Origin of the sequence: Pseudoalteromonas sp. T1lg48 (assembly GCF_002964785.1) — a bacterium.
Classification (GTDB): domain Bacteria; phylum Pseudomonadota; class Gammaproteobacteria; order Enterobacterales; family Alteromonadaceae; genus Pseudoalteromonas.
On record NZ_PQCC01000006.1, the window covers coordinates 12,394 to 25,170 of the forward strand.

Here is a 12,777-nt window from a genome sequence, read left to right on the forward strand (position 1 = left end):
AATTCAATACACCGATAAAGAACAATAGCTTATAAATAAAAATTAAGCAGCTTGTTCTTGTTTCTGGTCGCGAACTGCAGCAAGAGTTTTTGCCAGCTTGCCCGCAGAAGCTTCTTTCATAGCGCTCATTAGACGTGCAACTGCTTCGTCGTATGTAGGTAGCTTAGCAAGCATGTCTACATCAACTAGAGAACCGTCAAAAGCAGCCGTTTTAAGCTCAAACGCTTCGTGACTCTTAGCGAAATCTTTAAAGATACGCGCTGCAGCACCTGGGTGCTCAGAAGAGAAAGCGATTAGGCTAGGGCCTACTAGTGATTCAGTTAGACACTCGTACTCAGTACCTTCAACAGCACGTTTAGCTAGGGTGTTACGAACAACTTTCATCCATACACCAGCTTCACGAGCTTCTTTACGAAGGGCTGTGATAGCGTCTACAGTTACACCACGAGAATCTGCAACAACTGCAGATAGAGCACCTTTGGCAGCTTCGTTGACTTCAGCAACAATTGCTTTTTTGTCTTGAAGATTTAAAGCCATGGGTGTTACTCCTGGTTGTGAGGAACATACATCCCTCAGTTTTACTCTACTCCACTCATAAGTAAGCGGAGCTGCTTGTTACGGCGAGAGCCAGAAGATTAGGAAAAATCTAGCTGGGATTCACACCGTCTACGTAGGAGATTAAGCAGTGAACCACTGCACCTACGGTCTTGGACGGAAGCCAAATAACTTGGCTTCAACCCGAATTCGTTGTTTTGTTGAGACGTTTTCTCAACAAAATGGCGCGAAATTATAGTATAAAAATCGCGCCACGTAAACTCTTAAATTACGCTACTTGCGTGCTTAGAGAGTTTTGGTCTACAGCAACACCTGCGCCCATAGTAGTAGAGATGCTTACCTTCTTGATGTAAGTACCTTTAGCTTGAGAAGGCTTAGCCTTCTTAAGCGCTACGATTAGAGACTCAAGGTTTTCTTGTAGTTGCTCAGCTGTGAAGTCCACTTTACCGATGGTAGTGTGGATGATGCCGTTCTTGTCGTTACGGTAACGAACCTGGCCAGCTTTTGCATTTTTAACTGCTTCTGCAACGTTAGGAGTTACAGTACCAGTTTTAGGGTTAGGCATAAGACCACGTGGACCTAGGATTTGACCTAGTTGACCAACAACGCGCATTGCATCTGGAGAAGCAACAACTACGTCGAAGTTCATCTCGCCTTTCTTAACTAGTTCAGCAAGATCTTCCATACCTACGATGTCAGCACCTGCTTCTTTCGCAGCGTCTGCATTTGCACCAGCGGTGAATACAGCTACGCGAACGTCACGGCCAGTACCGTGAGGAAGAACAGTTGCGCCACGTACGTTTTGGTCAGATTTACGTGCGTCGATACCAAGGTTAACAGCAACGTCAACACTTTCAACGAACTTAGCAGTCGCTAGCTCTTTAAGAAGCGCTACAGCTTCGTTGATTTCGTAATCTTTAGTTACATCCACTTTCTCGCGGATAGTACGCATACGTTTAGTTAGTTTTGCCATTATCTTAGTCCTCTACGTTCAAGCCCATTGCACGCGCAGAACCTGCGATAGTGCGTACCGCAGCGTCCATGTCGGCCGCTGTAAGGTCTGGTTTCTTCATCTCAACGATTTCTTCTAGTTGAGCACGAGTAACAGTACCTACTTTTTCAGTGTTAGGACGGCCTGAACCAGACTTGATGCCCGCAGCTTTCTTAAGAAGGTAAGCAGCAGGTGGAGTCTTCATTTCAAACGTGAATGAACGGTCGCTGTAAACAGAGATGATTACAGGAACAGGTGCGCCTTTCTCTAGAGATTCTGTACGGGCGTTGAACGCTTTACAGAATTCCATGATGTTTACACCGTGTTGACCTAGAGCAGGACCTACTGGTGGACTAGGGTTAGCCATACCAGCAGCAACTTGTAGCTTGATTAAAGCTTCAACTTTTTTAGCCATGATTATACCTCGTTAGGTGGGTCTTAGCCTCGTGCGCGCGAGGACGCGTACTCAATCGGCTTCCCAATTAAAAATTTAATACTCTTTTTGCCCTCACCGCCGGGCGATGAATACAAAAAGGCCGCTGATTATAAGTTAATCAGCGGCCTTTTTCAATACGATTTTGTCGTTTAAGTAGACAAATTATTTATCTTGTTCTACCTGGCCGAATTCAAGTTCAACCGGCGTTGAACGACCGAAGATAAGCACAGATACTTTCAAGCGGCTTTTCTCGTAATCCACTTCTTCAACCACACCGTTGAAGTCGGCGAAAGGACCATCAACAACGCGTACCACTTCACCCGGTTCAAACAAGGTAGCCGGCTTAGGTGCTTCGGCGTTTTCTTGAAGACGGTTAAGGATGCGGTCCGCTTCTTTTTTGCTGATCGGCGCAGGACGGTCAGAAGTACCGCCGATAAAGCCCATGACACGTGGCGTGCTGTTTACCAGGTGCCAGCTTTCATCGTTCATGTCCATTTCAACCAATACATAGCCTGGGAAGAACTTACGCTCTGACTTGCGCTTTTGACCGGCACGCATTTCAACTACTTCTTCAGTAGGCACTAGCACTTCACCAAAGCTGTCTTCCAGACCCTGGATTTGAATGTGCTCTTTGATGGTTTGTGCTACACGCTTCTCAAAACCTGAGAATGCCTGAATCACATACCAACGTAATTTCTTTTCTTTTTTCTCTTCCGTCATGGGACTAGATCTCCAATCCAGTTAAAAAGCCTACTACTCGGAATAAAATTCCATCCAATCCCCAAAGGATTAGCGCCATAATAACTGTCGCAATCATTACGATGAACGTCGTGTGCGTGGTCTCTTGGCGCGTTGGCCAAACCACTTTACGTACTTCGATGCGTGCCTCTTTCGCAAACGTGATAAAGTTACGGCCCTTTTCTGTGGTCGCCGCTACCGCTAAGGCGATAGCCACTGCCGCAACGACACCGATCGCTCGAATTAGCGCAGACTCTTCACCATAAACGGTGTTACCTACTACTGCCGCTGCCAGCAACGCAATGGCGAATAGCCACTTAACCATATCCATCGAGCTTGACGGGCTTTCTACATTTGCACTCATAATTCCTGATACCTTAAATACAGACACAACAACCCCGTCACTCGACAGGGTAAATCTATCCAAATCTAACCTTAAAAACTTGCTTTTAAAACAGATTTTTAGACTTAGACTTGCTAGCTGAAAAGTGGCAGGGGCGGAGAGATTCGAACTCCCAACCGTCGGTTTTGGAGACCGCTGTTCTACCAATTGGAACTACGCCCCTGCAAAGTGGATGCCCATTATACTGACCAAACGCGCTAAAACAAGAGTAAAAGCTAGACACGCATAAAATTAATTGTGCGATTTTAATCCTCTCAATCTTTGTATAGCTGCAGTGGTTGCTCTTCGCCATGCCAGTCGCTCAGCAGCCAGATTTGCTCAAACTGATGCGGCGTAGGCACCGGCAGACTTCTCATTACGGCAAGAAAGTCTTCTCGTTGCCACAGGGTGCTGGCATTACGAATAAGCAGCCATACCCGCTTACTGTCGTATTGCTTACTGGCCTTGGCCTGAAGCAGGCGATTGAGAGCAAAGGCCAGTTGCCCCGAAGGTGGGTTCAACGCCAGTTGCGCCAACTGGCGTTGAATATCCAGGTTTAACACCCGACCCAGCACCGCCATGGCCTCGTGTTCATTGGCATACAAATGCGCTATTTCTATGTCCAGACGCTCGCCATCCATATAACAGCTGACATCGGGCTTGGCCGGCTCATTGTGCCAGATATGGCGCATCGGCGTATGGTAGGTGCGCTCATAGGCGCGTAAAAAAAGCCGCGCCGCTTGATGTTCTAACTGTAACTTTTCTGCTTCGCTGTCGGTCATAGCGCTTTATAAAGCTCATCTAGGAGCGCCGAGGCGCCAAAACGGAAGCGTTCGGGTGTCAGCCACTCCCTTCCCATTTTCTCCGTGGTCAAATCCATATACTGCTGCGCCTGAGCCAGGGTCCTGACGCCTCCGGACACCTTTAACCCCACCGTCCCATCACTGTGTTTGAGCTCGTCGAGAATAACGGCAACCGCATCAAGCGTCGCATTCACCGCCACCTTGCCGGTGCTGGTTTTAACAAAATCGGCGCCGCCGGCGATGGCTATGCGGGTCGCCTGTGCCACCTGCGTCAAACCGAGTTCACCACTTTCAATGATCACCTTAAGCTTGGCCCGCCCATCACACAGCGCCTTAGCGCGGCGTACATAATCAAGAGGAGTTTGCTCATCGCCCGCCTGCAAGCGTTTGTAAGGCAACACCAAATCGATTTCATCGGCACCCAGGGACAGTGCCAACTCGGTGTGTTTCAGGACGTCGTTCAACGGCTGATCGCCACCGGGAAAATTGGTGACCGTCGCCAAGGCTGGTACCTCGGCAAAATGGCTCTGCATAAAGACACGCACATAGGTCAACCACTGCGAATAGATGCATATAGCCGCAGGTAACGGCTTGTTCGCCGATAATTGCTGTAAAAAGCCCTTAATGTCTTGCTCTTCGTCCCGCTCATTCAGACGAGTAAAATCCAAACAGGCTAATGCCAGTTGGGCGTCATGTGATGCGCTCATGAGCATCCTCTCCTTATTCCGCTGCACCTATACTATCATCCTCAGGTAATAACGAAATCCCCTTCCCTAGCGGTTTTAAAAAACTCCGTTAACGCTTTATTTTTATTGGCTTAAGCCATTTCGAAAGTCAGCATATAACTTTTGGTTATATAAGCTTGGAACAAATTATTTTTTAACCACCGGGGCTCGCTTTATGCTTTGCTGCTCAGACGAATCTTTGGGTTCGCTACTTTTAGTTGCTTGGAACAGGTGGTGTCGCGTGCAATATTTTCCCATATTCACAAAATTAGATAATAAGCCGGTGCTGATCGTTGGCGGCGGCGAGGTGGCATTGCGTAAGGCCACGGCCATGTTAAAAGCGGGCGCTAAGCTGACCCTGGTTGCCCCCTCATTTTGCACGCAACTACAAACCCTGGCGCAGCAGCAAGGGCTAACCCTGATCAACAGTGAGTTTAACGCCGATCTGGTAAAGGGCTTTATGCTGGTGATCGCCGCCACCGACAGCGAAACCGTCAATGCCCAGGTACAAACGGCCGCCGATGAACAGCATATTTTCGTTAACGTGGTCGATGACCAGCCCAAGTGCAGTTTTATTTTTCCCTCGATTGTTGACCGCAGCCCAGTGACCATAGCCATTTCAAGTGCCGGCACCGCGCCGGTATTGGCAAGACGCCTGCGGGAAAAGCTCGAAACCTTGATCCCTCAGCATATCGGACCGTTGGCCAACCTGGTAGGTCGCTTTCGCGCCCAGGTTAAGCAGCGCTTTCATCATTTTGCCGACCGCCGTCAGTTTTGGGAGCGGGTCTTTGACTCCAATGTGGTTAGTGAGGTGCAAAAGGGCAATGAAGACCAGGCCTATACCCAACTACAGCAAATGCTTAATGATACCCCGGCCCCCAAGGGTGAGGTGTATGTGATTGGTGCCGGCCCCGGCGACCCGGAATTACTGACCCTCAAGGCCTTACAACTAATGCAACAGGCCGATGTGGTGGTGTATGACTACCTGGTGTCCGACGAGATTATGGAGCTGGTGCGCCGCGATGCCGATTTAATTTGTGTCGGTAAACGCGCCGGCGATCACAGCGTGCCGCAAGAGCGCACCAATGAAATTTTGGTGGAGCTGGCGCAGCAGGGCAAAAAGGTCTGTCGCATCAAGGGCGGCGATCCCTTTATTTATGGTCGCGGTGGCGAAGAAGTCCAGGTTCTGGCCGAGCAGGGCGTCAGCTATCAAATCGTCCCCGGCATCACCGCAGCAGCAGGCTGCAGCGCCTACGCTGGTATTCCGCTGACCCACAGGGATCACGCCCAAAGCATTCAGTTTGTGACCGGCCACTGTAAAAAAGACGGCCAAGAGCTGGACTGGCAGTCGCTCGCCAAGCCTAATCAAACCCTGGCTATCTACATGGGGGTGATGAAATCTCCGGATATCAAGGCGCAACTTATTGACCATGGCCGCAGCCCGACAACACCGGTGGCCATAGTAGAAAACGGCACACGCAAAGAGCAGCGTGTGGTCACGGGCCCCCTGGCACAGTTAGACGAGCTGGTGACACTGCACAATATTCAGTCACCCGCTTTACTCATAGTAGGTGAAGTAGCATCATTGCATCAGCAGTTGGCCTGGTTTGGCAGTACGGTACAAACCAGCAGCTTGGCACAGCCTCTGACCGATGTGGCTTAACACCCTATGGCATATTAATTTACGAGTTTAGGCAGGAACAAAGCTATGGCTTTAACACATCTTCAGCAGCTTGAGGCTGAAAGTATCAAAATCATCCGCGAGGTCGCGGCTGAATTTGACAACCCGGTAATGCTTTACTCCATAGGTAAAGATTCCTCGGTACTATTGCATCTGGCCCGCAAGGCCTTCTTCCCGGCAAAGATCCCCTTCCCTTTGCTGCATGTGGATACCGATTGGAAGTTCCGCGAGATGATCGAGTTTCGTGACCGCATGGCCAAAGAATATGGCTTTGACCTGTTGGTACATAAAAACCCCGAAGGTCTGGCGATGAATATCAGCCCCTTCGTACACGGCTCGAGCAAGCACACCGACATCATGAAAACCCAAGGTTTGAAGCAGGCACTGGACCAGTATGGTTTTGATGCCGCCTTCGGGGGTGCCCGTCGCGACGAGGAAAAATCACGTGCGAAAGAGCGTGTCTATTCATTTCGTGACAAGCACCATAGATGGGACCCAAAAAATCAGCGTCCGGAGTTGTGGAATACCTACAACGGAGAGGTGAACCAGGGTGAAAGCATTCGCGTATTCCCGCTGTCGAACTGGACCGAGCTGGATATCTGGCAATACATTTACCAGGAAAACATCGAAATCGTGCCGCTTTACCTGGCGCAGCCACGCCCCGTGGTTGAACGCAATGGCACCCTGATCATGGTCGACGATGAGCGCATGCCGCTGAACGACGGCGAACAGCCGCAAATGAAATCGGTGCGCTTTCGTACCCTGGGCTGTTACCCACTCACCGGCGCGGTGGAATCCGAGGCCGATACTTTGACCGGCATTATCGAAGAGATGCTGCTGTCGACATCATCTGAGCGTGAGGGCCGCGTCATCGATCACGATTCCGCCGGTTCCATGGAGAAGAAAAAACGTGAGGGCTATTTCTAATGTCAGCAACTGCCAATGAAGTAAAAGAATTAGGCATCGAGGCCTATTTAACGCGCCAGCAAGACAAAAGCCTGTTGCGCCTGTTGACCTGCGGCAGCGTCGACGACGGTAAATCAACGCTGATTGGTCGCCTCTTGCACGACAGTCACCAGATCTATGAAGATCAACTGGCGGCGCTGCACAAAGACAATGAAAAAGTCGGTAACGCCGGCGAAGAGCTGGATTTAGCCCTGTTGGTCGACGGCCTGCAGGCGGAGCGCGAGCAAGGCATCACCATAGACGTGGCCTATCGCTATTTCTCCACGGCGAAGCGTAAGTTTATTATTGCCGACACCCCGGGACACGAGCAGTACACCCGCAACATGGTGACCGGTGCGTCAACCAGTGATTTAGCCATTATCCTGGTGGATGCCCGTTATGGCGTGCAGGTGCAAACCAAGCGTCATAGCTTTATCTGTGATTCCCTGGGTATCGAGCAGTTTGTGGTGGCCATTAACAAGATGGATATCGTCGGTTTCGATGAGTCCGTGTATGAGAAGATAAAGGCCGATTACCTTAAGTTTGCCGAGCAGTTAAATGTAACTAACATCAAGTTTGTGCCCATGTCTGCGCTCAAGGGCGACAACGTGGTCACCCGCTCAGAGCACACCCCTTATTACACCGATAAGCCGTTACTTGAGTTATTAGAAGACTCTCCGGCGGCGGCCACCAACAATGGTTTCGAAGCCCGCCTGCCGGTGCAGTATGTGGTGCGCCCCAACCTCGACTTCCGTGGTTTTCAGGGCACCATTACCTCGGGCGAATTTAAAGTGGGTGATGCGGTAAAGGTACTGCCATCGGGCAAGACCTCAAGCATCAAAGAGCTGGTCACCTTCGACGGCAATCTGGATACCGCCGAAGCCGGTCAGGCGATCACCATGACCCTGAACGACGAGATAGATATCAGCCGCGGCGATGTGATCGTACCGAGCGCCTCCACCTCGGTGGCCACCAACCAATTGCAGGCCAAACTGGTATGGATGCACGAAGAGCCCCTGGTTATAGGCAAAACCTATAACTTGAAGCTGGGTGCCAAAAAAACTGCGGCGGTGATCTCACGCATAGATCACACCATAGACGTGAATACCTTAGCCCATGGCCAGGCCGATGGTCTGCAGCTTAATGAGATTGCCATAGTGACGGTGGAGCTGACCGAGCCGCTACTGGCGGATATGTATCGCAATAACCGCGAAACCGGCGCCTTTATCCTGATCGACCGCCTCACTAATCTGACCGTGGGTGCAGGCATGGTGGAGCAGATACTGGCAACCAAGCAGATGCAACAAACGAGTCAGTTCAGCGACTTTGAAGTTGAGCTTAATGCCCTGGTGCGCAAGCACTTCCCGCATTGGCAAGCAATCGACATCAGTAAGTTGCGCTAAGCCATGGATGCCGTTTTTTATGTGCTGATAATAGCCGCCTTGTTTGCCGCTCTGGTGTTAACCCATGTGCGCCCGGCGACCCTGTTTTTCAGCGCATTACTCGGCTGCTATGCCCTGGGGTATGTGGATACACAGACCCTGCTGGGCAACTTTACCAACACCGGGCTGGTCAGCCTGGTGTTATTGATGCTGGTGTCCATCGCCCTGGAACGCACCTCCTTGCTGCAGATCCTGGCCAAGCGCATCGTCAGCCCTTCCTTAAAGTTAAGCATTATCAAGGTCAGTACGCTGACGGCGGCGGCATCGGCATTTTTAAATAATACCGCCGTGGTCGCCTCTCTGGTCGGGCCCTTGACCCGCAATAAACATCATGCGCCATCCAAGTTGCTTATCCCGCTGTCATATGCAGCCATTTTAGGGGGCACCACCACCTTGGTCGGCACCTCGACCAACCTCATCGTTAACAGCTTTACCCAGCAATACGATGGCCTGAGCCTGGCCATGTTTAGCTTTTTACCCATAGGCCTGGCTGTCACCCTGGTGGGCGTCTTGTTATTGATCGTCTGCCATAAGCTGCTACCCGACTACCCTAGGGTTGAAGGAGAGCACAAGGAGTACCTGCTCGAAGCCAAGGTCAATCCGGACTCGCCCCTGGTGGGCAAAAGCATAGAGAAAAACGGTCTGCGTGATTTGGACGATCTTTTCTTAGTGGAAATCGTCCGCGAGCGACGCCTGATCAGCCCGGTGCGTCCCGAGAACAAGGTGCGCGCCGGCGATAAGCTGATTTTTACCGGCAATGTGCAAAGCGTGACCGCCTTACAGCGCATTCCCGGGCTCACCCTGTTTGCCGATAGCAATGGGTTATTGAGCTCAAACCTGCAAGAGGTAATAGTGACGCATACCTCCACCCTGGTAGGGCGTACGCTCAAGGACGTCGGTTTTCGAGCCAAGTTCGATGCCGCCGTGGTAGCCATTCACCGCAACGGCGGGCGCCTGTCCGGCAAGCTTGGCGAGGTCACCATACGCCCCGGCGACCGGCTGATGCTGGCGGTGGGCCGCGACTTTCAACATCGCAATAACCTGGATAAAAACTTTTACTTTGTCAGCGAGCACAGTGTTGCCAAGGCCTACAACCGTGTCAGCGAATTCGCGCTGCTTGGCGGCTTTGCCGCGGTGATTGCCCTGGCCGCCACCGCCATTGTGCCCCTGGTACAGGGCCTCTTGGTGTTTGTCGCCCTGCTGTTGGCCACCAAGGTGCTCGACGGTCAGGAATTAAAACGTCGTTTTCCCTTTGAGCTGGTGATCATTATCGCCTCGGCCCTTGGTCTGGCCAATGCCTTTAGTGGCTCCGGCGCCGAACTGGCTTTACAACACTGGCTGGGAGAGCATCAGGGGCTGACACCCTTTATGGCTCTGGTGCTGGTGTATGTGCTGACCGTGCTGCTGACCGAGTTGATCACCAATAATGCCGCCGCCGCGCTGATGTTTCCACTGGCCTATGGCCTAGCCAGTTCCCTGGAAGTGAGCTTGATGCCCTTCGCCATGACTGTGGCCTACGGTGCCAGCGCCGCCTTTATTAGCCCTTATAGCTACCAAACCAACATGATAGTGATGAATGCTGGGCAGTATCGCTTTGCCGACTTTGCCCGCCTCGGTGTGCTCATGTCATTGGCCTATGCCGCCGTGGTACTGTCACTGATCGGCTATGTATTTGAGTTTTAAAATCGAGACCTGAGAATGGATGAAAACATAGTGTGGCACCAACACGGTGTCGATAAGCAAAAAAGACAACAACAAAATGGCCATAAAAGCTGCATCCTGTGGTTTACCGGCTTTTCTGGATCGGGCAAAAGCACCATAGCCGGAGCCCTCGAAGCCAGACTGTTTGAGCTCGGCCATCACACCTACTTACTCGATGGCGATAATGTCCGCCATGGTCTGTGTGGCGATCTTGGTTTTAGCGACGCCGATCGCAAAGAAAATATTCGCCGCGTGGGTGAAACCGCTAAACTTATGGTCGATGCCGGTTTAATTGTACTCACCGCGTTTATTTCCCCCTTTCAGGAAGAGCGGGATATGGTCCGTAACCTGGTGGGAGAAAGCGAGTTTATCGAGGTGTATTTGGATACGCCGCTGGCCACCTGCGAGCAACGGGATCCCAAGGGCTTGTATAAAAAGGCACGGGCCGGCGAAATCGCCCACTTTACCGGCATTGACTCGGACTATGAGGTGCCGACTAATCCGGAGCTCAGCATTAATACCTCAACACAGGATATAGACAGCTGCGTAGCGCAACTTATCGACTATTTACGCGGTAAAAACATAATAGGATAACCCATGACTTCTCCAGAACTGCTCGAACATGTGCTGCAACTGGCACAAGACGCCGGACAAGCGGCAATGTGCATCTATAATAAGGACTTTAACGTCGAGTATAAGGACGATAAAAGCCCGGTGACCGATGCCGATCTGGCGGCTCACCAGGTGATAGTAGCCGGGCTGGAGAGACTCACGCCACACCTTCCCGTGCTCAGCGAGGAAAGCGCCACCATTAGCTGGAAAGAACGACAACAATGGCAACGCTACTGGCTGGTTGATCCCATTGACGGCACCAAGGAATTTATCAAGAAAAATGGCGAATTCACCATCAATATCGCCCTGATTGAAAACGGTGTGCCTGTGCTGGGCGTGGTCGATGCCCCGGCGTTGGGCGTCAGCTACCTGGCGGCCCAGGATATAGGCGCCTTTAAACAGGTCGGCGAAGCCCGCATTGAGCTCAAGGTCACGACCAAAGAAAACAAAGGACTCATCCGCGTGGTCGGCAGTCGCTCACACCCTTCCGAGCAACTGGCCAATTTCCTTAAGCAGTTTGACGAAGTGGATATGGTGCCCAAGGGCAGCTCGCTGAAACTCTGTTTAGTCGCCGAAGGTGCCGCCGATATATACCCGCGCTTGGGGCCAACGTCCGAATGGGATACCGGTGCCGGCCATGCGGTGGCCGCCATTGCTGGCGCCCGCGTCACCACGGTCGATGGCGACCCGTTAAAATACAATCAAAAAGAAAGCTACCTAAATCCGCATTTTATCGTCAGCGCCCTGCAACCCTAAGCAGCCAGCGAAGCATGATGCAAAGTTAAAAAAAGCAGCCTAGGCTGCTTTTTTTAACTTTAATATCATTACAAGGTCAGTTCAAGGCCACGACCTTGGGCCCAGGCCCGGACGCTGGCCTTGTCATAGGTGATTTCTTTAAACAACTTATGTTCGCAAAACTCCAGCAATGGCTCTGCGCTTCGGCCCTGATAGAGAATTCGGCTATGGTTGTCATTAAACCGAGATAGCAGTGCAAAATAATGCTCGCCGACACTCTGACCATCGGCCTCTGCCTGCTTAATGGCCTCGGTGATGGCTAGACGTACCTGTTCGGCACTGCAATGATGTGCGTATTTATGACCTAAAAATTCTTCGAATACCGCTTGCCGTGCACCCATGTTCTTCCCCGCTAAAGTTGATAACTACGATTATTAGCATTGGATAGCAATATTTACGCCATCCAGTAAATGGCGCCTTGCTACTTGTTATACTTGTTATTGTGGAAATTAGACTACCAACAAGAAAAAAAGTTTGCATTACATTGGCGCAATTTGACACATTTTAGTGCAGCACCTGATGTATAATGTCGCACCTGTACCATAGAGAACATAACCCAGATGCATGACGATTTTATTGAAGTTCAATTAGAAGAAGAGCCGATTGAGCTGTGTAAGCTATTAAAAGTGCTCGACCTTGCAGAAGGCGGTGGCCATGCCAAGCTGCTGATCGCCGATGGTTATGTGGGCGTTAACGGCGAATTGTGCACGCAAAAGCGCAAAAAGCTTTACGCCGGTGATACGGTTCATTTCGACGGCGACACCTTTTTACTCAGCGCCGCTGACAATATGGTTCAGCGCGAACTACACAAGGCCGCCCCGCAAAAAGCGCCCAAGGCAAAACAACCGGCAGCTGCTAAACAAACGCAACAAGCCGCCGCTCCCAAAAAAACCAAGAAGAAAACCTCTAACCGCGACGAAAACACGGGCCGTAAACCTATTTCATTCGGGTAAGGACGCAGGACGAGTTAC

General features: G+C 51.2%; 15 protein-coding genes and 1 tRNA gene. 7 read left to right on the forward strand and 9 right to left on the reverse strand.

All coding sequences use genetic code 11. The features are described 5' to 3' along the window. Nucleotides 1-42: 42 nt before the first annotated feature. From rplJ to deoC, 8 genes are all read right to left on the reverse strand, one after another. A complete protein-coding gene (gene rplJ / locus C2M29_RS08355) occupies nucleotides 43-537 on the reverse strand; it encodes a 50S ribosomal protein L10 (protein WP_105189355.1) in 495 nt (164 codons plus the stop codon). 286 nt (nucleotides 538-823) lie between these two features. After that, nucleotides 824-1,528, reverse strand: coding sequence for a 50S ribosomal protein L1 (gene rplA, locus C2M29_RS08360; protein ID WP_105189356.1), 705 nt, complete (start codon nucleotides 1,526-1,528; stop codon nucleotides 824-826). 4 nt (nucleotides 1,529-1,532) lie between these two features. After that, complete coding sequence (rplK, locus tag C2M29_RS08365) at nucleotides 1,533-1,961, reverse strand: 50S ribosomal protein L11 (protein WP_105189357.1); 429 nt, start codon at nucleotides 1,959-1,961, stop codon at nucleotides 1,533-1,535. A 183-nt stretch (nucleotides 1,962-2,144) separates the two neighbouring features. Continuing rightward, entirely contained in the window at nucleotides 2,145-2,702 is a 558-nt protein-coding gene (gene nusG / locus C2M29_RS08370; protein WP_105189358.1) for a transcription termination/antitermination protein NusG, read from the reverse strand. 4 nt (nucleotides 2,703-2,706) lie between these two features. Then, nucleotides 2,707-3,084, reverse strand: coding sequence for a preprotein translocase subunit SecE (gene secE / locus C2M29_RS08375; RefSeq protein ID WP_105189359.1), 378 nt, complete (start codon nucleotides 3,082-3,084; stop codon nucleotides 2,707-2,709). Between the two features lie 125 nt (nucleotides 3,085-3,209). Continuing rightward, a tRNA-Trp gene (locus tag C2M29_RS08380) sits at nucleotides 3,210-3,286 on the reverse strand. A gap of 91 nt (nucleotides 3,287-3,377) precedes the next feature. Next, nucleotides 3,378-3,884, reverse strand: coding sequence for a hypothetical protein (locus tag C2M29_RS08385; protein ID WP_105189360.1), 507 nt, complete (start codon nucleotides 3,882-3,884; stop codon nucleotides 3,378-3,380). Next, a complete protein-coding gene (deoC, locus tag C2M29_RS08390; RefSeq protein ID WP_105189361.1) occupies nucleotides 3,881-4,612 on the reverse strand; it encodes a deoxyribose-phosphate aldolase in 732 nt (243 codons plus the stop codon). Before deoC ends, C2M29_RS08385 begins: the two co-directional genes overlap by 4 nt. A gap of 259 nt (nucleotides 4,613-4,871) precedes the next feature. Between deoC and cysG the strand changes: the two genes are divergently transcribed. From cysG to cysQ, 6 genes are read left to right on the forward strand one after another with little or no spacing between them, the layout of a single operon-like run. Further along, entirely contained in the window at nucleotides 4,872-6,293 is a 1,422-nt protein-coding gene (gene cysG / locus C2M29_RS08395; RefSeq protein ID WP_105189362.1) for a siroheme synthase CysG, read from the forward strand. Between the two features lie 45 nt (nucleotides 6,294-6,338). After that, nucleotides 6,339-7,238 carry a sulfate adenylyltransferase subunit CysD gene (gene cysD / locus C2M29_RS08400; RefSeq protein WP_105189363.1) on the forward strand — a complete coding sequence of 300 codons (900 nt, stop codon included), beginning with the start codon at nucleotides 6,339-6,341 and terminating at the stop codon, nucleotides 7,236-7,238. Further along, nucleotides 7,238-8,659 carry a sulfate adenylyltransferase subunit CysN gene (gene cysN / locus C2M29_RS08405; protein ID WP_105189364.1) on the forward strand — a complete coding sequence of 474 codons (1,422 nt, stop codon included), beginning with the start codon at nucleotides 7,238-7,240 and terminating at the stop codon, nucleotides 8,657-8,659. Before cysD ends, cysN begins: the two co-directional genes overlap by 1 nt. A 3-nt stretch (nucleotides 8,660-8,662) precedes the next feature. Further along, a complete protein-coding gene (locus C2M29_RS08410) occupies nucleotides 8,663-10,381 on the forward strand; it encodes an SLC13 family permease (RefSeq protein ID WP_105189365.1) in 1,719 nt (572 codons plus the stop codon). Nucleotides 10,382-10,396: 15 nt separating this feature from the next. Then, on the forward strand, nucleotides 10,397-10,993 hold the full coding sequence (gene cysC / locus C2M29_RS08415) for an adenylyl-sulfate kinase (protein ID WP_105189366.1): 597 nt from the start codon (nucleotides 10,397-10,399) through the stop codon (nucleotides 10,991-10,993). A 3-nt stretch (nucleotides 10,994-10,996) separates the two neighbouring features. Next, on the forward strand, nucleotides 10,997-11,767 hold the full coding sequence (gene cysQ, locus C2M29_RS08420; protein ID WP_105189367.1) for a 3'(2'),5'-bisphosphate nucleotidase CysQ: 771 nt from the start codon (nucleotides 10,997-10,999) through the stop codon (nucleotides 11,765-11,767). Nucleotides 11,768-11,835: 68 nt separating this feature from the next. On the opposite strand, the gene C2M29_RS08425 is transcribed toward cysQ, so the two are convergent. After that, on the reverse strand, nucleotides 11,836-12,147 hold the full coding sequence (locus tag C2M29_RS08425; protein ID WP_105189368.1) for a hypothetical protein: 312 nt from the start codon (nucleotides 12,145-12,147) through the stop codon (nucleotides 11,836-11,838). A 219-nt stretch (nucleotides 12,148-12,366) separates the two neighbouring features. Between C2M29_RS08425 and C2M29_RS08430 the strand changes: the two genes are divergently transcribed. After that, nucleotides 12,367-12,759 (forward strand): RNA-binding S4 domain-containing protein, encoded by a 393-nt coding sequence (locus C2M29_RS08430; protein ID WP_105189369.1) that lies wholly within the window; start codon nucleotides 12,367-12,369, stop codon nucleotides 12,757-12,759. The last annotated feature ends 18 nt before the right edge of the window (nucleotides 12,760-12,777 follow it).